This window comes from Haloarcula onubensis (assembly GCF_031624605.1).
Taxonomy (GTDB): Archaea; Halobacteriota; Halobacteria; order Halobacteriales; family Haloarculaceae; genus Haloarcula; species Haloarcula onubensis.
On sequence record NZ_JAMQOS010000005.1, the window covers coordinates 66,942 to 92,082 of the forward strand.

Annotated in this window: 28 protein-coding genes and 1 tRNA gene; 15 read left to right on the forward strand and 14 right to left on the reverse strand. The window is 68.3% G+C overall.

Annotation, left to right across the window (positions count from 1 at the left end):
* Positions 1-4: 4 nt before the first annotated feature.
* Complete coding sequence (locus tag NDI86_RS14890) at positions 5-1,174, reverse strand: NAD-binding protein (RefSeq protein WP_310901231.1); 1,170 nt, start codon at positions 1,172-1,174, stop codon at positions 5-7.
* Between the two features lie 105 nt (positions 1,175-1,279).
* On the opposite strand from NDI86_RS14890, the gene NDI86_RS14895 reads away from it, so the two are divergent.
* Together NDI86_RS14895 and NDI86_RS14900 are read left to right on the forward strand one after the other, a co-directional pair.
* On the forward strand, positions 1,280-1,804 hold the full coding sequence (locus tag NDI86_RS14895) for a DUF5817 domain-containing protein (RefSeq protein ID WP_310901232.1): 525 nt from the start codon (positions 1,280-1,282) through the stop codon (positions 1,802-1,804).
* Positions 1,801-2,145 carry a hypothetical protein gene (locus NDI86_RS14900; protein ID WP_310901233.1) on the forward strand — a complete coding sequence of 115 codons (345 nt, stop codon included), beginning with the start codon at positions 1,801-1,803 and terminating at the stop codon, positions 2,143-2,145. Before NDI86_RS14895 ends, NDI86_RS14900 begins: the two co-directional genes overlap by 4 nt.
* 3 nt (positions 2,146-2,148) lie before the next feature.
* Here NDI86_RS14900 and NDI86_RS14905 read toward each other — a convergent pair whose 3' ends face one another.
* The 4 genes from NDI86_RS14905 to NDI86_RS14920 all read right to left on the reverse strand — a co-directional run bounded on the left by NDI86_RS14905 (position 2,149) and on the right by NDI86_RS14920 (position 5,044).
* Positions 2,149-2,277: a hypothetical protein gene (locus NDI86_RS14905; RefSeq protein ID WP_310901234.1), complete on the reverse strand. Its 129-nt coding sequence runs from the start codon at positions 2,275-2,277 to the stop codon at positions 2,149-2,151.
* 96 nt (positions 2,278-2,373) lie between these two features.
* Entirely contained in the window at positions 2,374-2,931 is a 558-nt protein-coding gene (locus NDI86_RS14910; RefSeq protein ID WP_310901235.1) for a DUF7504 family protein, read from the reverse strand.
* On the reverse strand, positions 2,931-4,457 hold the full coding sequence (locus NDI86_RS14915) for an ATPase domain-containing protein (RefSeq protein WP_310901236.1): 1,527 nt from the start codon (positions 4,455-4,457) through the stop codon (positions 2,931-2,933). Before NDI86_RS14915 ends, NDI86_RS14910 begins: the two co-directional genes overlap by 1 nt.
* Before the next feature lie 155 nt (positions 4,458-4,612).
* Positions 4,613-5,044 carry a universal stress protein gene (locus NDI86_RS14920; RefSeq protein WP_310901561.1) on the reverse strand — a complete coding sequence of 144 codons (432 nt, stop codon included), beginning with the start codon at positions 5,042-5,044 and terminating at the stop codon, positions 4,613-4,615.
* A 239-nt stretch (positions 5,045-5,283) separates the two neighbouring features.
* On the opposite strand from NDI86_RS14920, the gene NDI86_RS14925 reads away from it, so the two are divergent.
* The 3 genes from NDI86_RS14925 to NDI86_RS14935 all read left to right on the forward strand — a co-directional run bounded on the left by NDI86_RS14925 (position 5,284) and on the right by NDI86_RS14935 (position 9,056).
* Positions 5,284-5,865, forward strand: coding sequence for an HTH domain-containing protein (locus tag NDI86_RS14925; RefSeq protein ID WP_310901237.1), 582 nt, complete (start codon positions 5,284-5,286; stop codon positions 5,863-5,865).
* A gap of 133 nt (positions 5,866-5,998) precedes the next feature.
* The gene (thrS, locus tag NDI86_RS14930) at positions 5,999-7,927 is read left to right on the forward strand and encodes a threonine--tRNA ligase (protein ID WP_310901238.1); all 1,929 of its coding nucleotides are present in this window, start codon (positions 5,999-6,001) and stop codon (positions 7,925-7,927) included.
* Between the two features lie 91 nt (positions 7,928-8,018).
* On the forward strand, positions 8,019-9,056 hold the full coding sequence (locus tag NDI86_RS14935; protein ID WP_310901239.1) for a DUF7972 family membrane protein: 1,038 nt from the start codon (positions 8,019-8,021) through the stop codon (positions 9,054-9,056).
* A 100-nt stretch (positions 9,057-9,156) separates the two neighbouring features.
* Here the strand turns inward: NDI86_RS14935 and NDI86_RS14940 are convergent, their stop codons facing one another.
* Positions 9,157-9,996 carry a PspA/IM30 family protein gene (locus NDI86_RS14940; RefSeq protein ID WP_310901240.1) on the reverse strand — a complete coding sequence of 280 codons (840 nt, stop codon included), beginning with the start codon at positions 9,994-9,996 and terminating at the stop codon, positions 9,157-9,159.
* A gap of 90 nt (positions 9,997-10,086) precedes the next feature.
* Here NDI86_RS14940 and NDI86_RS14945 point away from each other — a divergent pair, with 90 nt between their 5' ends.
* Positions 10,087-10,665, forward strand: a complete 579-nt coding sequence (locus NDI86_RS14945) for an alpha/beta hydrolase (protein WP_310901241.1) — start codon at positions 10,087-10,089, stop codon at positions 10,663-10,665.
* Here the strand turns inward: NDI86_RS14945 and NDI86_RS14950 are convergent.
* Complete coding sequence (locus NDI86_RS14950; protein WP_310901242.1) at positions 10,649-11,887, reverse strand: FG-GAP-like repeat-containing protein; 1,239 nt, start codon at positions 11,885-11,887, stop codon at positions 10,649-10,651. The two genes, NDI86_RS14945 and NDI86_RS14950, sit on opposite strands and share 17 nt — an antisense overlap.
* A gap of 86 nt (positions 11,888-11,973) precedes the next feature.
* On the opposite strand from NDI86_RS14950, the gene NDI86_RS14955 reads away from it, so the two are divergent.
* The 6 genes from NDI86_RS14955 to NDI86_RS14980 all read left to right on the forward strand — a co-directional run bounded on the left by NDI86_RS14955 (position 11,974) and on the right by NDI86_RS14980 (position 17,051).
* Entirely contained in the window at positions 11,974-13,329 is a 1,356-nt protein-coding gene (locus NDI86_RS14955) for a hypothetical protein (RefSeq protein ID WP_310901243.1), read from the forward strand.
* Positions 13,330-13,393: 64 nt separating this feature from the next.
* Positions 13,394-13,579 (forward strand): hypothetical protein, encoded by a 186-nt coding sequence (locus NDI86_RS14960; protein WP_310901244.1) that lies wholly within the window; start codon positions 13,394-13,396, stop codon positions 13,577-13,579.
* A 95-nt stretch (positions 13,580-13,674) separates the two neighbouring features.
* On the forward strand, positions 13,675-14,076 hold the full coding sequence (locus NDI86_RS14965) for a DUF7344 domain-containing protein (protein ID WP_310901245.1): 402 nt from the start codon (positions 13,675-13,677) through the stop codon (positions 14,074-14,076).
* A gap of 79 nt (positions 14,077-14,155) precedes the next feature.
* Complete coding sequence (pyrG, locus tag NDI86_RS14970) at positions 14,156-15,826, forward strand: glutamine hydrolyzing CTP synthase (protein ID WP_310901246.1); 1,671 nt, start codon at positions 14,156-14,158, stop codon at positions 15,824-15,826.
* A complete protein-coding gene (gene guaA / locus NDI86_RS14975) occupies positions 15,826-16,743 on the forward strand; it encodes a glutamine-hydrolyzing GMP synthase (protein ID WP_310901247.1) in 918 nt (305 codons plus the stop codon). The genes pyrG and guaA overlap by 1 nt, the downstream gene beginning before the upstream one ends.
* Positions 16,740-17,051 (forward strand): DUF7126 family protein, encoded by a 312-nt coding sequence (locus NDI86_RS14980; RefSeq protein ID WP_310901248.1) that lies wholly within the window; start codon positions 16,740-16,742, stop codon positions 17,049-17,051. Before guaA ends, NDI86_RS14980 begins: the two co-directional genes overlap by 4 nt.
* Before the next feature lie 14 nt (positions 17,052-17,065).
* Here NDI86_RS14980 and NDI86_RS14985 read toward each other — a convergent pair whose 3' ends face one another.
* From NDI86_RS14985 to NDI86_RS14995, 3 genes are all read right to left on the reverse strand, one after another.
* A complete protein-coding gene (locus NDI86_RS14985) occupies positions 17,066-17,740 on the reverse strand; it encodes an MBL fold metallo-hydrolase (RefSeq protein ID WP_310901249.1) in 675 nt (224 codons plus the stop codon).
* A 55-nt stretch (positions 17,741-17,795) separates the two neighbouring features.
* Positions 17,796-18,620 (reverse strand): aldo/keto reductase, encoded by an 825-nt coding sequence (locus NDI86_RS14990; RefSeq protein WP_310901250.1) that lies wholly within the window; start codon positions 18,618-18,620, stop codon positions 17,796-17,798.
* 64 nt (positions 18,621-18,684) lie between these two features.
* Entirely contained in the window at positions 18,685-19,662 is a 978-nt protein-coding gene (locus tag NDI86_RS14995) for a molybdopterin-binding protein (protein ID WP_310901251.1), read from the reverse strand.
* Between the two features lie 117 nt (positions 19,663-19,779).
* Here NDI86_RS14995 and NDI86_RS15000 point away from each other — a divergent pair, with 117 nt between their 5' ends.
* The 3 genes from NDI86_RS15000 (at position 19,780) to NDI86_RS15010 (ending at position 22,409) form a co-directional block, all read left to right on the forward strand.
* Complete coding sequence (locus NDI86_RS15000; protein ID WP_310901252.1) at positions 19,780-19,941, forward strand: hypothetical protein; 162 nt, start codon at positions 19,780-19,782, stop codon at positions 19,939-19,941.
* A 131-nt stretch (positions 19,942-20,072) separates the two neighbouring features.
* Complete coding sequence (locus NDI86_RS15005) at positions 20,073-20,465, forward strand: DUF7977 family protein (RefSeq protein WP_310901253.1); 393 nt, start codon at positions 20,073-20,075, stop codon at positions 20,463-20,465.
* Positions 20,466-20,525: 60 nt separating this feature from the next.
* Complete coding sequence (locus NDI86_RS15010; RefSeq protein ID WP_310901254.1) at positions 20,526-22,409, forward strand: histidine kinase N-terminal 7TM domain-containing protein; 1,884 nt, start codon at positions 20,526-20,528, stop codon at positions 22,407-22,409.
* Positions 22,410-22,413: 4 nt separating this feature from the next.
* Here the strand turns inward: NDI86_RS15010 and NDI86_RS15015 are convergent, their stop codons facing one another.
* From NDI86_RS15015 to NDI86_RS15030, 4 genes are all read right to left on the reverse strand, one after another.
* Positions 22,414-22,974, reverse strand: a complete 561-nt coding sequence (locus tag NDI86_RS15015) for an NUDIX hydrolase (RefSeq protein ID WP_310901255.1) — start codon at positions 22,972-22,974, stop codon at positions 22,414-22,416.
* Between the two features lie 133 nt (positions 22,975-23,107).
* Positions 23,108-23,989, reverse strand: a complete 882-nt coding sequence (locus NDI86_RS15020) for a DUF4013 domain-containing protein (RefSeq protein WP_310901256.1) — start codon at positions 23,987-23,989, stop codon at positions 23,108-23,110.
* 226 nt (positions 23,990-24,215) lie between these two features.
* A tRNA-Ile gene (locus tag NDI86_RS15025) sits at positions 24,216-24,289 on the reverse strand.
* A gap of 151 nt (positions 24,290-24,440) precedes the next feature.
* On the reverse strand, positions 24,441-24,983 hold the full coding sequence (locus NDI86_RS15030; RefSeq protein ID WP_310901257.1) for an FxsA family protein: 543 nt from the start codon (positions 24,981-24,983) through the stop codon (positions 24,441-24,443).
* Positions 24,984-25,141 lie beyond the last annotated feature (158 nt).

A 25,141-nucleotide genomic window follows, 5' to 3' on the forward strand; every position in this document is an offset into this window, starting at 1 on the left:
GGCGCTACAGGTCCTCCTCGTCCTCGACGGTGAGCAGGTGGTCGGCGACGTTCTCCATGCCCTCGCGACCGAGTGCCGACTGGACGAGCAGGTGGCCGCCGATGACCGAGGGGCTGATGACGGTGTCGGCGCCGGCCCGGCGGAGCTTCTCGACGTTCTCGCGGTCGGTCGCGGCGCCCACGATGTTCACGTCGGCGTTGAGCGAGCGGGCGGTCAGGATGGCGAGCGCGTCCTGGGCGTCGTCGTTCGTGGCGGCGACGACCGCCCGCGCGTCGTCGATGCCCGCCCGCTGCAGGGGGACCTCGTCGCTCGGGTCGTCGGTCAACACGGCGATGTCCCGCTGCTGGAGCCGGGCGGCTCGCTCCTGGTCCGGCGTCACGACGACGAAGTCCGTCGCGTCCGCGAGTTCGTCGAGTATCGGTTCCGTCAGGTCGCCGTAGCCCAGAACCACGACGTGGTTCTCGAGCAGGTCCAGTTGTGCGTCAGTCATGTTACCGAGTGCCTCCGAGAGGCGTTTTTCGATGGCCGGGCCCAGCAGCGTCCCCAGCGCGATGGCGAAACTGGCCGTCCCGAGGACGACCACCGACATCCCGAACAGCGTCGCGCGCTCGCTCGACGGCGTCACGTCGCCGTAGCCGACCGTGCTCGCGGTGACGAGGGTGTAGTAGAAGGCGTCGGTGAGCGTGGAGACGTTGGCGAACTCCTCGCGCAGCGCCCACGTCCCGACGGTGCCGTACACCTGCGCGCCGAGCAGGGCCGCCCCGGCCGCCAGCTGGGCCGTCGAGAGGTCGAGTTCGTGGTCGAAGCGGTGGCGATTGACCAGCAGCGTCGGCAGCGAGACCAGCGACAGGACGACCAGTGGCAGGGAGAGCACGGAGAGCTGTGCCGTCTGGACCAGCCCCTGGACCGCAGACACCGGGAGCAAGACGACGGTGAGATACCACGCCAGGCGGATGCGGCGGCGGAGCCCGACGACGGCCAGCAGCAGTGTAAACCCCGTCAACGCACCGGTAAAGCCCGCGGCCTGCTCGACGCTCTCGGGAATCGGCAGGCCGAGTGCCGCCTCTATCGGGGTGGCGATGTTCGCCACGCCGGTGGCAAAGGACAGCACCGCGACGAGCGTCGGCAGCAGTATCGTCGCCCGGGCGCTGAACCACTCCCGCGACCAGTCCATGTCCCCAGTGTATCTACCGGTGGGTGTAAATGTACTGTCCCGGGGCCAGTGCGCCACGGCGTAGCAATGCGAACGTTCAACCCCGAACGGGCCATACTTGGGGGCATGTACGCGGTCGTGGGCTGTAGCGAGTGCAGCGCCCTCTGGATTGTCGAGGGCCGCCAGGAGACGAGTCAGTGTCCCCGCTGCGGGCAGCGCCGTCAGCACGCCAAACGGCGGAAGTTCGTCGAGACCGACGACGAGGACCACGCCCGCGAGGTGCGGTCGTCGATGCTCGCCAACCGACAGGGCCACGGCGACGCGTTCGCCGAACTCGACTCCTTCGCCGAGATGGACCGGCAGGTCGACGACGCGGGCGTCGACGACGAGACCTATCTGGAGGGGTCGGGGCTGGACAGCGACGCCGTCGCCGCCGCCGGCGACCGCGCCGGTCGGGCGACCGGTGGTTCGACGAGCCGGAAGGAAACCGTCCTGCAGGCGTTGCGGGACCTGGACGAACCGACGGAAGCCGACGTGGTCGCCTACGCCGGCGAGCGCGACGTGCCGGCCGACTACACCCGGCGGGCGCTGGAAAAGCTCGTCCGGGCCGGGCAGGTCAGTGAGTCCCGGGGCACCTACCGGCTCGTATGACCGCCCTCGATCTGGAAGCCGGCCCCGTCGCCGTCGGCTCGCTGGTCGGGCTGGCCGGGGTGCTCTTTCTCGCCGCGCCCGTGGTCGACCCGGTTCCCGTCGGCAGCCTGCGGGTCAGTCCCGTCGCGCTCTCCGCCGTGACCCTCACCGCTGGCTTCGCGCTCGGGACCGCCGTCTTCGCGCTTCGCGGTCGGCGGCTGTTCGCCCTGGCCCACGGCGTCTTCGCCGTCGCGTGGGCGCTGTTGGTGGCCGGGCCGCTGCTGGGCAGCGGCGACCTGCTGCTGGCCGGCGTGGTCGTGCTGGTCGCCGGCGTCGGCTTTCTGACCAGCCAGGCCCGATGAGTGTCAGAGCCAGCCGAGCAACCTCGCGAGCGTCGCCAGGGCGACGAGTATCGTCAGCACCTGCTTCAGGAGCGTGAGCCGTCGTCTGAGCGACGCTACTGTCGACTCCGTGTCTGAGTGTGTCGGTGACATGGTGGGTGCGCCCGCGGGGGCCGCCCGGCGGACACCGGAGCTACCGCCCGCCCGGAGAAAAGCCGTCGCCACGGACCCGGAGCGAAAGTGAAACTGTCAGCGCAGGTCGACGGCGTCGTCGAACAGCGGTTTCAGCCGGTTGATGGTCCGGTCGTCGTGTGCGCCGGGGTCGAGATGGAAGTGGGCGGCGGCGTCGGCGTCCCGGAGCTGGCCGGCGAACATGTGGAGGAACTTAAAGACCGGCTGGAGCTCGGCGAACTGCAGCATCTCCGTCATCGAGTCGAAGCAGACGACGAGCTGGCTGTCCCCGTCGCGGTCGTTGAGGTAGTTGTTGAGTCGCATCCCCAGCCCCGTGATGTCGTTCGGGTTCGCCGTCGTGACGAAGACGTTCTCGGGGACGCTATCGCCGCCCGGCGCCTGACCGGGCTGGTCGCCGACGACGACGATGCCCATCCGGGCCGGCAGGTCGCCGTGGTGGTCGCGCCACCGGTCCGTGAGGTCTGCGGGCGTACCAGAGTAGGTGACGTACAGCACGTCGAGGCGGTCGAGCGAACCGGCGGCCTGCAGGTCCAGACAGGTTCGCCGCTTCTCGTCGCTCAGCGACGGGGCCATCACGATGACGTTCGTCCCCGGGGTCGGACTGTCGAGCGGCATCAGGGGCCTCCGTCGTCGGCCGAGCGAGTGCTGCCGGCGCCCGGTGGCTGCTGGATTCGCATGTAGGGTTCTGCTTCGATGTACTCGACGAGGCGGGTCGATCCCATAAATCCGCTGGGTGACTTCTGGAGTTCGAGATACTGCAGCCCCTTGTCGGTCACCCACGTCTCCAGGGTCTGCCAGGCGCCGTTCTCGTAGAACGCCGCGAGTTCGTCGTCGAGCGTCGCGGGGTTGAACAGGTACAGCGAGGTGTCCTCGGGCCGGTAGAGGTTCTCTTCCTCCCAGAACCGAATCTGGCGGAGCTCGTCGTCCGTCAGCATCGGGAGCTGGGCCTCGACGTTGAGGACGCTGAACATCGGCCGCTCGCCCCGGCGGTCGTCGATGGTCCGGAACACCGCCGCGGGGTTGTCGGTGTCGTGCTCCTGCGGTTTGAACACGTTGCGCTTGGTGTTCTCCCAGATGTTGGCGAAGTCCACCAGGAACAGGTCGTCGTTCGCGAGCAGCTGCTCCATGTCGCCGATGCGTTCGTCGATGATGGCCCGGAGCCGCTTGGGCGGCAGTTCGACCGGGGGCACCATCGTGATGGCGTACCCCTCCTCGTGGGCTCGGGACAGTAGGTTCGTCAGGATGGAGTGAGGGCTGGCGTTGCCGTCGTGTTCCAGCAGCAGGGTCCCGCCCTTGACGATACCGCCGCCCATCAGCCGGTCGAGACCGGGGATGCCGGTCGACATGTGGTCCGACGGGACGAACTCCCCGGGGTGGGTCCGCAGTCGCGGCGAGATGCGGAGCCCGTCGTGGGTGAACGATATCTCGTGGACGCGCGTGTCGTGGTCGACGCCGCGCATCTTCACCACCTCGACGAAGCGATGGTAGTCGCCGCCGACGTTCTCCCGCCAGAGTCGGAGCACGCCGTGGGTGTTGAACTGGACGGCGTCGCTCGCGGCGACGGTCTTGACGTCGGCCCGGTTCAGGTCGGGTTGGGACTCCTCGGCGGTGAACAGGGCCGTCGCGTCGAACTCGTCGTTCAGGAGGCGCATGAAATCGAGCAGCGTCCGCCGGAACACGTCCTGGTCGTCCCCGATTACGGAGAGGCCCGAGACGGAGTCGAGCACGACCCGGTCGGCCGGCGCGAACCGTTCGAGGTACTGCGTGATGTACGTCGCCTCGAACGGCGCGGAGTAGTCCCCGCCCAGCATCTGCCCACCGTCGAGGGTCTCGAGCGTGAGTTCGCGTTCGTCGCCGCCCTCGACTGTCTGTCCGGGGGTCGCGTGCAGCGACGTGACCGTCAGGTTCTCGTGGTCGAGGTCGAACGCGAAGTCGGCGAAGGCGTCGTTCAGTTCGTCGAAGGTCTGTTCGGTGCTGATGAACAGACAGTCCTCGCCGCGAGACAGCCCCTCGGCGAGGAACTGCATGGCCAACGTCGATTTCCCCGTTCCCGGCCCGCCGGTGACCAGAACCGTCCGGCCCTCGGGGAGTCCGCCGTCGAGGATACTGTCGAGCGTCTCACTGCCGGTCGGAACGGACATATAGCTATCTGCCCGGAGTTGGCAACCACCCCATAAATCACTGATGCCAACAGTATCACTCCTGAAATTCGGTCGTGGGGCTCGTCGTAGAACAGTTCCGGACACCGCCGACCCCGGAGTCGGCGCGGCCCGGGAACTCGCTCGGAGAACCCGTCTCAGTCGATGTGGACCACGAGGACGGGGACGGGCGAACTCTCGACGACGCACTCGGTGACGCTTCCCAGGTTGGCCACCCGGTCGCGGCCGGTGCGCCCGTGGGTCCCCATCACCACGAGGTCGACGTCCGCCGATTCGGCGTAGTCCACGATGGCCTTGTGCGGAATGCCCTCCGTCATGCGCGTCTCGACGGGGAGGCCGGCTTCCTCCCCGCCGACCGAGATGTCGTCCAGCGCCACGTCGCCCTCTTCCTCCAGGGACTGGCGCACGTCGTCCTGCGTGTCCTTCTCCGCGGCCAGCACCAGGCGTCGGTCGACGACGTAGAGGCCGTGCAACACCGCGTCGTTGTCGCGGGCGATAGAGACGGCGTGGGCGAGCGTCTCCGTCGTCCCGGAACTCCCGTCGGTCGCGACCAGTACGTTGTCGTACATCCCGTGGGACTGCGTCCCCACGGTACATAGTACTCCCTGTTGGCACGTCACACGCCCCGTGGCGGTGGGCGGCCTTGCTTTCTTCCGCCTCACTCCGTTCGCCACGAGGTGTTCGCTCCGCTCACATCTCGCTACTCCACGGCTCGCTCCGCTCGCCGTTCTGTCGAGGCCTCCCGTCGGTCGGCCTCGGGTATCATGCCACAAACTTTTGCTCCCGGCAAACATTGCTAGTTAATACCATGCAAGGGGAGCGAGAGCCGGTGGCTGACCGGGCGGAACTGTACCTCCGGTCGCTACTGCCAGAGGGGTACAGCCAGCAGCAGGCGGCCACGCTGGAGCGGGTCGCCGACCTCGTCGAGCGCGGCCTCGTCGGGGAGCGGGATGTCCAGGTGTGTGGCCACCAGATACCCGCGTCGGTCACCGAGACCCGGACCGCGGTCGGCGAGCGCCTCGTCACCCGACTGGCTGCCTTTCAGGAGTGGGCCAAGCGAAACGACTGCTCGCTCGCGCCCGCGATGGAGGTGCGACAGGTCGACGACTCGCTGACCGACACGCGATACCGGGCGCTCCGTCTCCCCGCACTGGTGCTGGCGGAGTACCGCGACGGCGACCTCCGGTGTGTCACGCCACACCACGACGGCGACGCCGTCCGCAGCGTCGAGGACCGTCTGGACGACCTGGCGTCGGGCGAGCCGACGCGGTTCGAACCCCTGCGACGAATGACACCGCTTACACCCACCGCGGCCACCGACGTCGAGTCGGCGGACGCCGAGCCGGACGACCCCGACGCCGAGGAACCCGCGCTGCTTCCACAGCGGTAGTGCGTTTCCGAGGCTCGCTTCGCGACCCGCGGACCACCGACGACTCGCTGTCCTCGCCAGTCTGCTCTCGCGTTCACGCGAGACCGCCAGCATCTCAATACACTTATCCCCGGCCGCTGTCGTAGCCACGGGTATGAGTACGGTCACGGTCACTCTGCCGGACGGGTCCACGCTCTCGGTGGACGCAGGCAGCACGGTCGAGGACGTCGCCTACGAAATCGGGCCGGGGCTCGGTTCGGACACCGTCGCGGGCGTCGTGGACGGCGACCTGGTGGACAAGCACACCCCTCTCACGGAGGACATCGAACTCGTCATCGTCACACCACAGAGCGACGAGTACGTCGACGTGTTGCGTCACTCGGCCGCCCACGTCTTCGCCCAGGCGCTCCAGCGGGAGTTCCCCGAGGCGACGCTGACCATCGGACCGTGGACCGACGACGGCTTCTACTACGACGTCACCGGCGTCGACCTAGACGAGGACGATTTGGCGGACATCGAGGCCGAGGCCCAGGACATCATCGAGGCCGACTACGACATCGTTCGCGAGGAAGTTCCCCGGGAAGCGGCGTTCGACCGCTACGAGGACAACCCGTTCAAGCAGGACATCCTCGAGACGGAGGCCGCCGACGAGGACCCGGTCTCGTTCTACCAGCAGGACGACTTCTACGACCTCTGTCAGGGGCCCCACGTCGAGTCGACGGGCGAAATCGGCGGCTTCGCGCTGCTGGAGATTTCGGCGTCGTTCTGGCGCGGCGAGGAGGACAACGAGACGCTGACCCGCGTCTACGGCACCGCCTTCCCGACCGAGGACGGCCTCGAAGAGTACCTCGAGATGCGCGAGGAGGCCCAGGAGCGGGACCACCGGAAAATCGGCCAGGAGATGGACCTGTTCTCCATCGACGACACCACCGGACCCGGGCTCCCGCTGTACGAGCCAAACGGCAAGAAGGTACTCAACGAACTGTCGGACTACGCCGCGGGGCTGAACCAGGCGGCCGGCTACGACGAGGTCGAGACGCCCCACGTCTTCCGCACGGAACTGTGGAAGAAGTCGGGCCACTACGACAACTACGTCGACGATATGTTCCTGCTGGACGTCAACGACGAGGAGTACGGCCTCAAGCCGATGAACTGCCCCGGCCACGCGACCATCTTCGACCAGAAGTCGTGGTCCTACCGGGACCTCCCGGTGCGGTACTTCGAGGACGGGAAGGTCTATCGCAAGGAACAGCGCGGCGAACTCTCCGGACTCTCCCGGACCTGGGCCTTTACCATCGACGACGGCCACCTGTTCGTCCGCCCGGACCAGATAGAGCAGGAAGTGCTGGCGACGGTCGACATCATCCTCGACACGCTCGACACGTTCAGCCTCGACTACACCGTCCAGTTCGCGACCCGACCGGAGAAGAGCGTCGGCAGCGACGAAATCTGGGAGAAAGCCGAGACCCAACTCGAGTCCGTCCTCGACGAGCAGGACATCGACTACGTGGTCGAGGCGGGCGACGGGGCCTTCTACGGCCCGAAGATAGACTTCGCCTTCGAGGACGCCCTGGGTCGCAACTGGGACGGCCCCACGGTCCAACTGGACTTCAACATGCCCGAGCGGTTCGACCTCACCTACACCGGCGAGGACAACGAGGACCACCGCCCGGTGATGATTCACCGCGCGCTGTATGGCAGCTACGAGCGCTTCTTCATGGTGCTGACCGAGCACTACAACGGGAAGTTCCCGCCGTGGCTCGCCCCCGAACAGGTCCGCATCCTCCCCGTCTCCGACGACAACATCCCCTATTGTGAGGACGTCGCCGCCGAACTCGGCGACTTCCGCGTCGAAATCGAGGACCGCTCCTGGACCGTCGGCAAGAAGATTCAGGTCGCCCACGACGACCGGGTGCCCTACATGCTCGTCATCGGGGACGACGAGGAGGACGCGGGGACCATCTCGGTCCGCGACCGGACGGAGCGCGAGGAGAAAGACGTCGGCATAGACGAGTTCCGTGACCACCTCGAAACCGAGGTCGACCAGCAGCGCACCGCCGTCACGTTCCTGGCCGGGCGATAGCCGCGGTCGACACTCTCGTCCGCGGAGACCGCCGCCGTGGTATCGCGCCGCACGAACGCGCCCTTTTGTGTCTCGGGCGTGTCATCTCCGTATGAGCGACGCCGACCAGCCGGGCGATACGATGCGAGAGCGGGCCGGTCGAGCCTCGTGGCTGCTCTATCTCCTGCTGGACGCGAACCGGTGGCTCGTCGCTGGCATCCTCTCTGGGGTCCTGTTCTTGGCGATTCTCGCCGCCGGGCTCGCCCACCCCGTCCCGGCACAGACGCTGTTGACGGTGGCCGACCCGATAGAGACGCTGTTCCAGGCGCTCGTCACGGGTATGATCACCGCCGTCACCCTGGTGTTGACCCTCTCACAGCTCGTCCTCTCCCAGGAGCTGGGCGCGGCCGGCGACCAGCGAGAGCGGATGACCGGCGCGATGGAGTTCCGCGACGACGTGGCCAACAACATCGGAACGCCCATCAGCCCGGCCGAGCCCTCCGCGTTCCTCCGCTCGCTCGTCCGCGGGACCGGCGAGCAGGCCGCGGACATCCAGGACGGGCTCGACCCCGACGAACTCGGCGAGGAGCTGACCGACCTGCTGTCGACGTATCTCGACTCCATCACCGGTAACGCAGACACCGTCACCGAACAGCTGGAGGGCGCGAACTTCGGCGAGTTCGACGTGCTCAAGGCCGCGCTGAACTACAACTACTCCTGGAAGCTCTACGCCGGCCGCCGCATCAACGAGAGCTACGCCGACCAGCTTCCGGACGACGTCGCGGAGCAACTGGACCGACTCAACCGGACGCTGGAGCTGTTCGGGCCGGCCCGCGAACACTTCAAGACGCTGTACTTCCAGTGGGAGCTGTCGAACCTCTCGCGGACGCTGCTGTACGTCTCGATTCCCGCGCTCGCGGTGACCATCTGCTCGCTGCTCTTCCTGAACCCCGCGGACTTCTCCGGGCTGACGCTTGGCATCGCCAACTCGCTGCTCATCGTCGCGGCGGCCGTAACCGCGTCGATGCTCCCCTTTACCCTCCTGCTGTCGTACATCCTCCGCATCGTCACGATAACCAAACGGACCCTCTCCATCGGCCCGTTCATCCTGCGGGAGACGGACCGGTCTGTGGACGTCGAGTGGGAGTAGCGAGATGTCGACCGGAGTGAGACATCTCGAAGCGAAGCGGCGACCGCAGCGAGCCGTGGAGTAGCGAGGGCGACCAGAGGAAAACCGAGACGCCGGCGGCCTACTGTTCGTCCTCTTTCAGTTCGTCCAGTTCGGCCTCGACCTCGCTGTCGTCGACGCTGCCGACGGTGTCGTCTTCGAGTTCCCGTTCGAGGTCGGTCTCGACCGACTCGTCGGCGGCGCTGTCGGCCGTCGGCTCGTCGGCTTTCCCCATCTCGGCTTTCAGCGTGTCGAGTTCGGCGTCGATCTCGCCGTCCTGCTGGACCGCCTCTAGCTCCTTGTCGAGCTGGCTGCGGTCGTCGAGTTGGTTCTCCAGAACGCCGTCCTCGCGGAGTTCGTCCATCGCCTGCGAGCGGGCCTCCATGTCCTCGGTGCGCTCCTCGGCGCGCTCGATGGCGCGGCTCACGTCCTCCATCTCCTCGCCCGCGCCCGTCATGGCCTCGTTGACTCGGACGGAGGCCTTGGCGGCCTCGTGGCGGGCCTTCATCGTCTCCTTTTTGGTGCGGAACTGCTCTATCTGGCGCTGGAGCTCGTCTTTCTGTTCGACCAGCTGGTCCTGCTGGGACTGGAGCTGGCTTATCTGACCGTCCAGCTCCTCTATCTGGCTCATCTTCTGCTTTTTCTTCTCCAGGGCCTGTCGCGCGAGGTCGTCGCGGTCCTGCTTGACGGCCTGGCGGGCCTGGTCGTTGTGTTTCTCGACGTTCTCCTCGAGCCGGCGCTTCTGAATCTCCAGGCGCTTCTTCTGGGTCGTCAGGTCGGCGATGCCCTGCTTGACGTCCTGTAGTTCGTCCCGTAGCTGTTCGTAGCTGTAGTCGAGCGTCTCGGTCGGGTCTTCCGACCGGTTCAGGACGGCGTTGACCTTCGACCTGATGACGTACGATGCGCGCGAGAGGATTCCCATACCCCACAGTTCGGGTCTCTGACCTTAAACTTCTTTCATAGGGTGGGTCCCGGCGACAGCTACACGCGCTTCGAGCCCGACGGTCGAGCTATGAGCGACCCCGTCGTCGTCGCCGGCGGCCGGGAGGTCGTCGGCCGTCTCGATACGCCCGACGCCGACAGCGTCGTCGTGGCCTGTCCGCCCCATCCCCGGCACGGGGGCGCCCGTTCGGACCCGCGTCTCCGGGCGGTGAGCGACGCGCTGGCCCCCGACGTGGCCTGTCTCCGCTTCGACTACGGCGAGTGGGACGACCAGCGGGGCCCGGCACTCTGTACCGGCGACGCCGAGCGCGCCCTCGCGTGGGCCAGGGGCCGCTTCGATACCGTCGGGCTGTTCGGCTACAGCTTCGGCGCCGGAGTGGCCCTGCGGGCGGCCGCCGCTGCCGACCCGCCCGATGCCTGTTCGGCCCTGGCGCCGCCGGGCGAGGCCGTCGACACGCTCGCCGCCGTCGACTGCCCGCTGCAGGTCGTCGTGGGCGAGCGCGACACCACCGTCGACTGGGAACCGGTCGCCGACCGCGCTGCGGCGCTGGGCCAGGCGGTGGTGAGGCTCCCGAGCGGGCACGGCTTCGCCGGGCAGTTCCACCGGCTCGGCCGGGCCGTCGGCGCCTTCCTCAGCGACCGGCTGTAGGCTCCAGGGTCCCGCGTTCGGTCCAGTCGAGCGCCACGACGCGGCCGTCGCCGTACTGGACGAGTATCTCGTCGTCGCCGTCGCCGTCGAGGTCGCTCGCCGTGGCGAACGTCCAGATGGGAACGGACCGCTCGAACGCCGCCCGCTCGGCGCCGGTCGCCCCGTCGAGGACGGCCACGGTGCCGTCGTTGGCGACGGCTATCACGTCCGTCGCGCCGTCGCCGTCCACGTCGCCGAGTACGGGCGCGAACGAGGACTGGCGTTCGCTACCGCCGAGGTCGGTCACCCAGTCGCGCTCGCCGTCGGCCGTCTCGACCGCCATCACGCGCCCGGCGACGGTCGCGTACAGTTCCGGTTCGCCGTCGCCGTCGGCGTCGCCGACGTCGTGCATTCGCGGTGTCCCGTCGACGCTCCGCTGCCATACCCGCTCGCCGGTCGCGCCGTCGGCGGCGACGAGTTGTCCCGTGTCCCCGGCCAGCACCGTCCCGTCGTCGCCGACCGCCAGCGTCTTGGCTCGCGTCTCGCTCCGCCAGCGCTCGGTCCCGTCGGCGCCGTAGACGACCACGCCGTCGTCCCCGCCGAGCACGACCTCCCGCCGGCCGTCGCCGTCGACATCGACCAGTCGCGGCCGCGCCCACACGGTCATGTTCGCGTCGGCGCGCCACGCCACCGAGCCGTTACCGCGGGCGACCACGAGCGCCCCGTCGATGTCGCTGACGACCACCTCCGGTCGGGCGTCGCCGCTGAGGTTCCCGACCGCCGGTTGGCCGTAGCCGTACGTCGACAGCGGCAGTCGCCACTCCTCGCCGCCCGTCGCCGCGTCGAGGACGACCAGCGCGTCGAGCGTCGTCCCGACGGCGACCTCCAGGCCGCCGTCCCCGTCGATGTCGGCGATAGCGGGCTGGGTGAGCGCGTGGGTGAAACAGTCCGCGGCGGGCACGCTCCAGCGCCACGTCACCGCGCCGTCGCTGGGCCGGAGCCTGACGAGCGAGCAGGAGGTGGGGCCGATCGGCTCCGCGTTCGGGACCGCCGCGACCGGCGCGACCACCACGTCGCCGCCCGGCCCGACGCCGACCGAGTGGTGGTTCACCTCGTTGTCGCGGGCGGTGTCACTGCTCCAGGTCTGCGTGAGCGTCCCGCCGCCGGCGGCCAGTCCCGCGACGACGACCCCGGCGAGCAGACTACAGCAAAGCGCCGCCGTGAGCGCCGTTCGCGGTCGCATACTCACTCTCGGGCAGCGGCGCGGATAAGGTCAGCCATCCCGGTCGAGAGCGGTACGTACTTCGGCGCCCACGGCCCAGGTGCGGTATGTACGGTCGCTGGGTCCGGGCGAGCGCGGCGGCGGTCGCGGCGTGGTGGCTGGTCGTCTCGGCGGGTATCGCCAGCGCACACGGGGCGGTCGGCGGCGGCTTCGAGGCACCCATCCCGCTGTGGCTGCTGTACGTCGGCGCCGGCGGGACGGTCGCCGTCACCGCCGGCTGGCTGGCAGTCGGCGGGGCCGACCGGACCGACCGGCACGGGGCCAGAACGGTCACGGTGCCGTTCTGGGCCGGACAGGCCCTCCGAAACGTGGGCCGCGTGCTGGGGCTGTTCGCCCTGGTGGCCGTCCTGGCGACCGGACTGGCCGGGCCACAGGTCGCCGCGGAGAACGTCGCGACGGTGCTGTTCTGGCCTGTCTGGCTGAAGGGGCTCGGCCTGCTCGCCGTGCTCGTCGGGAGCCCCTGGGGGGTCCTCTCTCCGTGGGGCACGCTCTACGCCGCCGTCTCGCGCCTCGAAGGGACTCCGCCTCGCCTCCTCGGCGCCTATCCGGACCGACTGGGCGAGTGGCCCGCCGTCGTCGGCTTCGCGCTACTGGTGGGTCTCGTCGAGAACCTGACGACGCTGCCCCGGTCGCCGCGACTCACCGCGGTGGTGGTGGCGGGCTACGCGCTCGCGATGTTGCTGGGCGCGCTCGCCTACGGGCCGGCGTGGCTCCGCCACGCCGACGTCTTCGCGGTGTTATATCGCCAGCTGGGTCGGGTCGCGCCGCTCTCGGTGACGGCCGCGGACGGGGGGTACCGGCTCGCGCTCCGCACTCCCTGGGTCGCCTGCACGCGGCCGGTGACGGGCGCCTCGACGGTCGCGTTCGTCGTGCTCGCGCTCTACACCGTCAGCTTCGACGGCCTGACCGAGACGGCCCCGTTCCAGTCGGCGGTGGTCGCAGTGCCGACCGGTCCGACGGCGGCCGCGGTCGGACTGTACCTCGGCGGCTTCGGCCTGTTCCTGATGAGCTATCGGGCCGCCGTCGCGGTCGTCGGCCGGGTCGGTGGCGGCCGCCGACCGGCCGCGGCCTTCGCCGCGTCCCTGCTCCCCATCGCCGCCGCCTACGAGGTGGCCCACGTCTACCCGTTCGTCCTCCGGAACCTCGGGACGCTGGGGGTGCTACTGACGGCGGAGGCGGTCACCGTCGCCCCGGTGGCCGGCCTCTCCACGGGCGTGTTCTGGGCCTCGCAGGTCGCACTCGTCGTCGGGGGACACCTCGTCGCCGTCGCCGCCGCCCACCTGGTCGCCGTCGACCGGTACGGCCCGGCCGAGGCCCGCCGGGCACACCTCCCGCTCGTGGCGGTCATGGTCGGCTACACCGTCTGCTCGCTGTGGATTATCTCACAGCCCGTCGTGAACTGAGACGGTCGACGACACGGCGACTGCCGGGCGTATATTTATGCTATATACCTCCCAATATGCGTATATGTCTACCGCCAGTTCCCTGCCCGTCGAGCGAGTGAGCCACGGGGCGGTCTCCCTCGCGGCCGGCTTTCTGGCCGGTCTGACGCTGTTTCTCGCCATCGGCGCCTCGACGGCGGACGCCGTGTTCTCGTCGCTGGCGCTGGCGGCGCTGGTCGCGGTCACGCGGACGTTGACGCGTGTCAACTGAGAGGGCGATTTTCACCGGTGTGCTGGGAGTAACGGGAAATAATCTGGAGTCAACGCTGATTATGCCGGGGAAAATACTATAGACGAGGTGCTTCTGTGGATACAAGCTCGAAAGCGCAATCGGCCGACGGGGTGGAACTGTCCGAAGACCGTATCTTCACGCTGCTCTCGACGCGCCGCCGACGCGAACTGCTCCGGGTCGTCGACCGGCTGGGCGGTGAAGCGACCGTCGGTGACATCACGAACGAGCTCGCGGCCGACGAACACGGCGAACAGGCGGCGGCGAGCCAGCGAAAGACCGTCTACGTCTCTCTGCACCAGACACACATCCCGCGACTGGTCGATGCGGACGTGCTGGTCCACGACGCCCGCGAGAAGACGGTGCGCCTGACCGACCGCGCAGAGGTGTTGCTCGCGTATCTCCGGTTCGACCCCCAGAAGAAGCCGGGGCTGCTCTCGCGAGTGCTGGGACCGGCGGGCCGCAAGCGAGTGAAGTAGCGCCCGCCCGACAGTGCCACTCGCTGGCGAAGATGGCGCGCTCCGAAACCGTTTTGAGGGCACGGGAGCCACCGACAGTATGCCGACCGAACCCGAAACGGACTACGACCCGGAACTGGGTCGCAAGTTCATCTTCGTCACCGGCGGCGTGATGTCAGGACTGGGCAAGGGCATCACCGCCGCCAGCACGGGCCGCCTTCTCAAGAACGCCGGGTTCGACGTGACCGCGGTCAAGATAGACCCGTATCTCAACGTCGACGCCGGTACCATGAACCCCTTCCAGCACGGCGAGGTGTACGTGCTGAAAGACGGCGGGGAGGTCGACCTCGACCTGGGGAACTACGAGCGGTTCCTCGACATCGACATGACCTTCGACCACAACGTCACGACGGGCAAGACCTACCAGCACGTCATCGAGAAGGAACGCGCCGGGGACTATCTGGGCCGCACGGTCCAGATTATCCCGCACATCACCGACGACATCAAACGGCGCATCCGGGAGGCCGCCGAGGGTAACGACGTCTGTATCATCGAAGTCGGCGGCACCGTCGGCGACATCGAGGGGATGCCGTTCCTCGAGGCTCTGCGCCAGTTCGCTCACGAGGAAGACGAGGAGGACATCCTCTTTACCCACGTCACGCTCGTCCCGTACTCGAAAAACGGCGAACAGAAGACAAAGCCCACGCAACACTCCGTGAAGGAACTCCGGAGCATCGGCCTCCAGCCCGACGTGCTCGTCGGGCGTTGCTCGGACAAACTCGACATCGACACGAAAGAGAAGATTGCCCTGTTCTGTGACGTGCCGACCGAGGCCGTCTTCTCGAACCCCGACGTGGACGACATCTACCACGTCCCGCTGATGGTCGAGGAGGAGGGGCTGGACCAGTACGTCATGGAGCGACTGAACATCGCCGACGAGGCCCTGCCCGAGACCGAGCGGGAGAACCGCTGGCGGGAACTGGTCACCCAGCAGACCGAGGGCGAGGTCGACGTGGCTCTCGTCGGGAAGTACGACCTCGAAGACGCCTACATGTCCGTCCACGAGGCGCTGAAACACGCCGGGCTGGAGAAGAACGTCGAGGTCAACGTCGACTGGGTCAACTCCGAGAAGATGCCCGACCACCACGCCGAGCGGATGCGCGAGGCCGACGCCATCGTCGTCCCCGGGGGCTTCGGGACGCGGGGCACCCAGGGGAAGATAGACGCCATCCGCTACGCCCGCGAGAACGACGTCCCGTATCTGGGCCTGTGTCTGGGCTTCCAGCTCGCGGTCATCGAGTACGCCCGGAACGTCCTCGGCCTGGAGGGCGCCCACTCGGCGGAACTCGACGCGGACACGCCCCACCCCGTCATCGACATCCTCCCCGAGCAGTACGAAATCGAGGACATGGGCGGGACGATGCGCCTGGGCGCCCACGAGACCGACATCGAGCCGGGGACGCTGGCGGCCGACCTCTACGGCGGCGACTCCTGTACCGAACGCCACCGCCACCGCTACGAGGTCAACCCGGAGTACTTCGACGAACTCGAAGCCGCCGGGCTGACCTTCTCCGGCCGCTCGGCCAACCGCATGGAGATACTCGAACTCGACCGCGAGGAACACCCCTACTTCATCGGGACGCAGTTCCACCCCGAGTTCCGCTCACGGCCCACGAGGGCGAGTCCGCCCTTCGTCGGCCTGCTGGAGGCAGTCGTCGACGACGAGCCCAGCGAGTCCGCCGACGCGGAGACCAGGGAGGTGAGCTACTGATGGTCGACGTCGAGTCGTTCATCGACGAGAAAATCGAGGAGATAGCCGACGAGGTCGGCGAGAAGAACGCCGTCATCGGGCTCTCCGGCGGCGTCGACTCCTCGACGGCGGCGGCGCTGGCCTACGAGGCCATCGGTGACCAGCTAACGGCGGTGTACGTCGACACCGGCCTCATGCGGAAAGGCGAGACCGACGAGATTCGAGACACCTTCGACTACATGGAGTCGCTGCGCGTCGTCGACGCGAAAGACCGCTTCCTCGCCGAACTCGAAGGCGAGACCGACCCCGAGGAGAAACGGCACATCATCGGCGAGCAGTTCATCCGGGAGTTCGAACAGGTCGCCAGGGAGGTCGACGCCGACTACCTCGTCCAGGGGACCATCTACCCCGACCGCATCGAGAGCGAGGGCACAATAAAGAGCCACCACAACGTCGGCGGGCTCCCCGAGCGCATCGACTTCGACGGCATCGTCGAACCGATGCGCGATTTGTACAAGGACGAAGTGCGGGAAGTCGCCCGCGCGCTCGACTTAGAGGAGATAATCTCCGAGCGGATGCCGTTCCCCGGTCCCGGCCTCGCGGTGCGCATCATCGGCGAGGTCACCGAGGAGAAACTGGCGGTGGCCCGCGAGGCCAACCACGTCGTCGAGGAGGAGTTAGAGGAGTACGAACCGTGGCAGGCCCTGGCCGCCGTCATCGGCAAGGCCACCGGCGTCAAGGGCGACAACCGCGTCCACGGCTGGGTCGTCGCCGTCCGCTCCGTCGAATCGCGTGACGGGATGACCGCCCGCGCACAGGAACTCGACTGGGACACCCTCCAGCGGATGCAGTCCCGTATCACCGGCGCCCACGAGAACGTCGCTCGCGTCGTCTACGACGTGACGCACAAACCGCCCGCGACCATCGAGTACGAATGAACGTCGTCCTCGTCGGGGACGACCCCGAACGGATGCGCGAGGCGCTGGAAGCGGAGGGCCACACCGTTACGGTCGCCGACGTCGGCAACCGCCCCGGACTGGAGGAGGCCGGCGTCCACGACGCCGCGGTGTACCTGCTGACGGAGATGGCACAGGCCACCTCCATCGTGGTCGCGAAGGACCTCAACCCCGACCTGCGCGTCGTCGTCTACGCCGAGGGCTCGCTGCCCGACTTCGCCAGCCGCCAGACCGACCTCGTCGTCGACCCCGAACTGCTCGGGCCCGACGCGGTCGCAGAAGAACTGTAGGTCGCGCGCCCCTTTTAGAGCCTCTCTACGACGTCCGCCAGCCGCTCGCTTCCGCCCCGCTCGAACGGCACGCCGTGGCCCATCGCGGCCACGTCGAAGGCGGGCGCGCGCTCGACCAGCGAGCGGACGCTCCGCGCGACGGCCTCGGTGTCGTAGCTCAGCAGCCACGGCGACGGGTGGAAGCGGCCGTCACCGCGTTCGACGACGAGGTCGCCCAGGAATCCGGTCGACAGCGCCTCACTGACGTAACAGACGTGGCCCGGCGTGTGGCCCGGCGTCTCGTAGACGGTGAACGAGCCGACGGTATCGCCGTCTTCGAGCGGTTCGACCGGGTTGTCGGGCGGCGAACTGAGCGGCCCGCCGAGTCGCTGGACGAGTCCCTTGTGGTTCGACAGCGGCGGTTTCGCCTCGCCGGTCACGAACGGGGCGTCGTCGCTGCCGACGTAGACAGTCAACTCGACGCCGTCGAACGCGGAGAGCCCGCCGACGTGGTCCATGTCGTAGTGGGTCAGCAGGATTCGGTCGAGGTCCCGGAGTTCGAAGCCCGCGTCACGCAGGCCGCCGATGAGTTCGCTGGCGTGAAAGCGCGTGCCGGTGTCGACCAGCGCCAGGGCGCCGTCGTCGACGAGATAGGCGTTGGTTCCAGTGAGGTCGTACCACCAGACGTCGTCGGCGAGCGGGGTGACCATACCGGGCGTTCGGTCTCGGCGTGGAAAATTCGCTCGGAAGCCGAGCGCCGCCCGCTCAGAACGGGAGCTGTGACCGGACGAAGTCGATTCCGGTCTTGGTCTTCGAGGGGTTGCGAATCCAGTCCATCTCGTCGTCGGTCAACTCGAAGTCGAAGACGGCCATGTTCGCTTCCAGGTGGTCGCGACTGGACGCCTTCGGGATGGCCGCGACGCCGTCTTGCTGGACCAGCCAGCGCAGCGCGACCTGGGCGGGGGACTTGCCGTAGCGGTTGCCGATGGTGACCAGCGCGGGGTCCGAGAGGACGCCGCCGCGGGCCAGCGGGCTGTAGGCCGTCAGGAGGACGTCGTGGATGCGACAGTAGTCGAGCAGTTGCCGCTGGTCCCAGTAGGGATGATACTGGACCTGGTCGGTGAGGATGGGGGCCTCGGAGAGGTCGCGGGCGCGGTCCAGGCGTGCGGGCGAGAAGTTGCTGACGCCGATGTGGTCGACGACGCCGTCGTCGACGAGGTCGTTCATCGCGCCGACGGTCTCCGACAGCGGCGCCATCCAGGGGGTGTTTGGCCAGTGGATGAGCAGGCAGTCCAGGTAGTCGGTCCCGAGTTTGTTCAGGCTCTCGCGGGTCGACCGCCGAACGCTCTTCGGGTCCCGGTTGGAGCCGTCGAGTTTCGTCACGAGGAAGACGTCCTCGCGGTCCACGTCGGCGGCCTCGATACCCAGGCCGACCTGGCGCTCGTTGCCGTAGGCCTGTGCGGTGTCGACGTGACGATAGCCCAGTTCCAGCGCCGTCCGGACCGTCTCTGTACACGTCGGCCCGGTCAACTGCCAGGTGCCCAGGCCGAGCGCGGGGACCGACGCCCCCTGGACCTCGATGTGTTCCATACCGTCGGTTGGGCCGCCAGCGGCATAACGGCAGTGTCGCCGGGCGTCTCACGCGCCGAGTGGCTCAGCCGTCGAGTTGGTCGAGGAGTACCGGCGCTTCGGTGGCCAGAATCTCCCTGACCGCCAGCCCCGCCGCGTCGGCGTCACCGGGGAGACAGAAGACGAGCGTCCCGTCGCTGACGCCGGCCGCCGACCGGACGCCGACGATGCCGGTGCCGATGTGGTCGGCCAGCAGCGAGCGAAACGCCTCGCCAAAGCCCGGCAGCGCCTTCTCAAGCAGGGGGTGGACCGCCTCGATGGTCAGTTCGTCGGCCGCCAGCCCGACGCCGCCGACGGTGACGACGACGTCGACGCCCGCCTGTCCGACCAGCGTCTCGACCATCTGCTGGACCCCGTCGTAGCCGCCCCGCAGGCGCTCTCGGCGCACGACCGCGTGCCCGGCCGTCTCGAAGGCCCCGGCCACGGTGTCTTCGAGCGAGGCCCGGTCGCCCGCCACCGTGACCACGGCCACGTCGACGGCGCGACTCGGCGCGGCCGGCGCCGACGCCGGCGGTTCGGCCGCCGACTGCTCGGACCCCGTCGCCGCGACCGCTTCGTCGGCCGGGTTCGCGCCCGCCTCACCGGCGTCTCCCAGCGGGTCACTGCTACCCTCGTCGCCCGCCTCGTCCGGGTCCGCGAGCGGGTCACTGTTGTTCCCCTCGACCGTCTCGTCTGTGCTCACTGTCGCGCCCTCGTCCGCCGGGTCCACCGCCAGGGGGTCCTCGGCCCCCGCTTCGCTCTCCACGGGATCCGAATCGGCCGCCGACCCGCGCTCCTCGGCCAGCGGGTCCGGCCCGTCTGCTGGCTCACCGACCGTCTCCTCGGCCGTCGTGTCCCCGGCTCTCTCCGACCCGTTCCCCTCGGATGCGTCCCCCGTGGCGCCGGCCGCCTCGGCGTCGTCGGTCTCGCCCGACGCCGCGGCGTCCGACGATGCCGACCCGGCCTCCGACTCGTCGTCCGTGGTGGGGCCGCGGCGCGTGTCGCGGGACTGGAAATCGACCATGGCGGTACAACGTCCCACGCCCGCTAAATGGTTCCCCCGTGTGAGCCCCGTGAGGAGACATTCTGTTCCTGAAGACAGCCCGGAAAATTTATGCCGAGATGTGCGGACAGTTCGCATATGAGTGGGGTGTATCACGTGGTGTGTCACGAGTGTCCGTTCGAAGGACTGTACACGACGGCGGGGGACGCGACAGGGCAACGCGAGTTCCACGAGGACGAACACGGACACCGTGTCAGCCATCTCGAAATCAGTCGGCCGAAGCCGCTGATAGACGCCTGAGAGGACTGGTGTCCCGGCGCGACGACCCGCGCGGCCAGCGCTGGCCGGAAAGACGCTCCGCCAGTCCCACGAGCGGCCGACCGCCAGTGTTTTGCGCCCGCTCGCCCGACGGACAGGTATGCAGGCAGTTCATGTGGCTGTCCGGACCCGACGGCACGCTCCGCGGCCGCGACGCCGGGGGAACGGGCGTCGCTCGCTCGACTGCTCGGCCGGGCGGGCGGGTGGGTTCGATGGGTAGCGACGACGACGGTGACGACGGCTACGTCCACCGACCCAGCGGCGAACCGCCCCAGCAGGCCGAGACCAGCGAGGAGTTCGGCGCGGAGGGGTGGGTGCTCGTGGCGATGGTCGTCCTCGGCTTTCTCGTCATCCCGCTCGCCATCCTCCTCTTGCCGGCCGCACAGGGGTTCGTCAGGTCGCTCGGCCTGACGCTCCGGGCCGCCTACCTGGCGCTGCCGCTGGTGCCGGCGTTCCTGCTGGGGGCCGTCGCGGTGTGGTCGGCGCTGCGCTCGCGCCGGTCGTAGTATCGGAGTCGATACTCGGCCGCGAACGTTTATACCGGCGTCTATCCACGGTCGAAGCAAATGGTCCCCTGGTCCCTCGCGGTGGTCCTGCTGGCCGCCGTGGTCGGGATGGGTGTCGCCGTGCTGGTCTGGCTCCATCGCGACCGCCCGGGCGCCGGGCCGCTGGCGGCGTTCGTCGTCGCGGCGAGCCTCTGGGCCGTCGCTCACGGCCTCGAACTCGCCGTCCCCGACGTGGTGCTGATGGAGCGACTGCTCCAGACGCAGCTAACGCTGTCGGTCGTCGTCCCCGTCGCGTGGCTCGTGACGGTCGTGGAGTACACCGGCCACCCGTACTGGCTCACCAGAAAGCGGGTCGCGCTCTTGCTTGTCGAACCCGCCGTCTTCGTCACGCTGGTGTGGTCCAACGGCGCCCACCGACTGGTCTTTCGCAGCCTCGGGGTCGCGGCCGCCGCGGGGACCTCCACGCTGGTCCCGGTCTGGGGGCTGGCCCGCTGGGGCCATCTCGCGTACATGCTCGTGTTGATACTGGCCGGCGGCGTCCTCCTCATCCGGACGATGCTGCGGACGAACGACCGGTTCCAGGGCCAGGTGCTCGCCTTGCTAGTCGCCATCACCGTCCCGACGGTCGGCCACGCCATCCACGCGTTCGACCTCGTCCCCGCACGGTTCGACCCGACGAGTCTGGGCTACGTCGTCTCCGGCGTCGTCCTCTCGGGGGCGCTGTTGCGCGGCCAACTGTTAGACGTCGCCCCGGTCACCCGCGACCTGGGCCGGGAGGCGGTGTTCGCCGAGATGGACGACGCGGTCATCATCGTCGACGGCGCCGGCCGTATCGTCGACGTCAACGCCGCCGCGACGGTGTTTTTCTCGGCGCCCCCCGACGCGCTCTCGGGGCGGGCACTGGCCGACGAACTGCCCGACCTGGCCGCGACGGTCCCCGACGCTGGCGAGCGCGCCCAGACGGACACCCGGCTGGAACGCGACGGTGCGGTCCGGTACTACGACGTCCGGATTACGCCGCTGTATCGCTCCTACGGCGTGGTCTCGGGCCACCTCGTCAGCCTCCGGGACGTGACGGACCGCCGCCAGCGCGAACAGCGCATCGACGTGCTCAACAGGCTGCTCAGACACGACATCCGCAACGAGATGAACGTGGTCCGGGGCAACGCCGACCTGCTGGCGGACAGCGTCGACCCGGCCCAGCGGGACCGCATCGACCGCATCGTCCGGACCGTCGACGACATCGTCGACCGGAGCAACAAGATAGGCCGCGTCTCCGAGGCCCTCGAGAGCGAGCGCGCCAGACCGCTCCGGCTCCCGGAACTGCTGGCGGCGGTCGTCACCGAGGCCCGCGAGCGCCACCCCGTCGCCGACATCGCGCTTTCCTGTCCCGAGGTGTGCTGGGTCGAGGGGTCGCCGGCGCTGACGCTCGCGTTCGAGGAACTGCTCGACAACGCTGTCGAGCATAGCTCGACAGGCAATCAGAACGCGAAGCGTTCCGATGACGCCGTGGAGCACAGCTCCACGGGCCCCGCCTCGCAGGCTCGGCAGGACGCTGTCGAACACGGCGACCCTCCGGTGACCGTGGACATCGAGGTGACCGTCCGAGACGACGGGGTCGTCGTCCGTGTCAGCGACGACGGGCCCGGCATCGCCGCCCACGAGCGGGCCGTCATCCTGGCCGGCGAGGAGACGCCGCTCCAGCACGGCTCCGGGGTCGGGCTCTGGCTCGTGAAGTGGGTGGTACGCAACGTCGGCGGCACGCTCTCCTTTGCCGACGGGCCGGGGACGACCGTCGAGATAGAACTCCCGGCGGCGAGGCCGCCGGCCACCGCCGAACGGCACTCCGACGGGCTACAGACGGACGACTCGCCGATGACGGACCCGAAGACGGACGATTCGTCGACGGACGACTCGCCGACGGACGACCCGCCGGCCGCCTGAGGCCCTACCGCTCCTCGTCCCGGCGCATCGCGATTTCGAACCACGGGCAGAGCCGCAGTTGCCGGTAGTACTCCGGATGCTCGTCCAGTCGGTCGTAGGGGACCCACATGAGGCCGTCGACCTCCTCGGGGTTCGGGTCGAGCGTCGTGTCGGTCAGCGTCGCCTGCAGGACCGCACAGACCTCCCACTCCAGGCCGGCGTTCTCGTAGTAGCGCTTGTACTCGAAGCGGTCGGTCACCCGGAGGTCGTCGTACTGGTCCGGGGTGATGCCCAGTTCCTCTTCGAGGCGCTCCTCGGTCGCCTCGACCTGTGTCTGGCCCTCGACGGGATGGGAGGCGACGGTGCCGTCCCAGCAGGTGTCCCAGAGGCGCTTGTCGGCCGCGCGCTGGGCCAGCAATATGTTGCCGTCCCCGTCGAACAGTAGCGCGGTGAAAGCCCGGTGGCGGATGCCGTCGCCGGTGTGGGCCTCCAGCCGGTTGACCAGCCCCTGTGGCTCGTCGTCGGGGTCGACCGCGATGACGTCTTGCTCGGCGTTCTTGTGCGTCTCGGCGGCGTCGGAGGTCATGGTTGCTATGATACCCGGTGGTGTCTTACGCGCTTCGACTTGCCAGCGGGCGAGAGCGGTGACAGAACTGCACACCGTGGCGTGTCCGCCGACTGCGAGCGCGACTCCACCGCGAAAATCCGCTCGCTGCCCGTCAGTCCCAGCGTTCCTCGTCGGTCGGGTCCGGGCCATCGGATTCGTCGGTCCCGGTCGGGTCGCTGACGTTGGTGGCGATATCGTCGGGCGTGCCGCCGGTGGTCGTCCCCTCATCGGCCGCAGTGGACGTCCCCGCACCAGTCGCCGTCGCCCCGGCCGCGGTCCCGGACTGCTGGCCGACGCCCATCTTGACCGGTCCGTCCGGAATCTCCGGGAGTTCGCCGTAGACCTCGCGGTAGGCGTCGGCGAAGCCGTTCGCCCAGATGTACGCGACGGCCGACAGCCCGAAGAACGCGACGACGGCCGGGCCGACGATGGTGAAAAACACGATACTGCTGACGATGCTGACCGCGATGTTGACGACGATGGCCAGCCCCACGGCCCGCAGCATCGTCCGGTTGGTCACGAACGCCCGCAACACGTCGATGTCGAAGCCCGCGCTCAGTTCGTCCGTGAGGACGAAGTTACAGATCATGATCGGCGCGATGACGGCGATGATGACGATGCCCACCAGGTAGAGGGCGCCGCCGATGAGCGTACCGAGGAACGAGACGATAGCGCTCCGAAGGATGGCTCCCAGCACGAAGAACACCCCCGCTGGAACGAGCGTGATGAACCCGACGACCAAGCCGTACGCGAACAGGATGGCGAACGCCTTCACGCCGTTGATACTGAGCTGGACGATATCGTAGTCGCTCCACTCCGGCGGGTTCTGGGCGTCGCCACGCAGTACCTGTCGCATGACCTCCAGCATGTAGCCGTAGACGGGGAATATCGGAAGGAAAATGAAAAACGATAGGAACGTCGCCGCGCTCCCGATACCGACCCGTTTGACCCAATCCTCGCCCTCCGTCTGATAGCGAAGTGCTGCTTCTATCATATCATCGTAGCAATTCGCGGATATCTGTAAATAACTTATGACTGTCAGTAAACAACTCTGTGTGCGATTTGTACACTGTTTGACTGTTCCAGACGGTCACACGGCTCGCTATCCGGTCCGAGTTGACAGTAACCGATGCACCGCTGTGGAGTGTCGAACCGAGATGAAGTGGCTGGGGAGTTGCGGCCCCAGTTCCCCGTCGGACAGTGCCCGATAGGGACAGAGGTGGGCCAACTCGGATTTGAACCGAGAGCCTCCCGGTTATCAGCCGAGCGCTCAACCTGATTGAGCTATTGGCCCAGGTGAGCGCAACAGAGTGTACCCGAGGGGTATAGAAAAGGGTGACGTTTCACAAGCGCGGTGTCAAACCGCCACAGGGCGCGATACTGCTCGCGGTTCCTGTCACTCGCCGCTGTGTATTTCGAGGTCGCGTCCGCCGTCTGCGCCCTCGCTACTTCTCGTCGGATTCCTCGAAGTCCACGTCGGTCGCGTTCTCGCGGTCGAAGCCGCCGTCGCCGCCGGCCCCGCCCGGTCCGGCACCGCCGGCGTCGGCCGCGCCTTCCTCGCCGGGGAAGCCGCCGACGTACACCTGGCCGGAGGCGAAGCCGCCGGTCTTGGCGTCGATGTAGGGGCGCACGACCCACCGGCGCACCGCGGCACGGATGGGGTAGCGGGTGGGCGGCAGCGCCAGCAGCAGGCCGACGAAGTCCGTCACGAGGCCGGGCGTGAGGAAGAACGCGCCGGCGGCGACGAGCAGCCCGCCGTCGATGAGTTCGTTCGTGGGCACCTCGCCGGTCGCGAGCTTCTGCTGTATCTTCCGGAGTGTCGCGCGTCCCTCCGCCCGCACGAGCAACATGCCGACGAGGGCGGTGAGGACGACCAGCGCCACGATGACAAGCGGCGGGACCGGATAGACGACGCCCGTCGCGAGCGCGACGAGCAACACCGCGTCGAACAGCGGGATGAGCAACAACAGGGCGATAGCCCGGAGCATACCCTCGCTTGCAGGGCCTCGGTCAAACGCTTTTGGATAGCGAGGTCGCGAACGAAGTGAGCGACCTCGAAAAGCGCAGCGGCGACCAGCGGGAACCGCGAGCAGGGAGGCGTGAGCGTAGTGAACGCCTCGGAACGGCACAGCGGTGACCGAAGGGA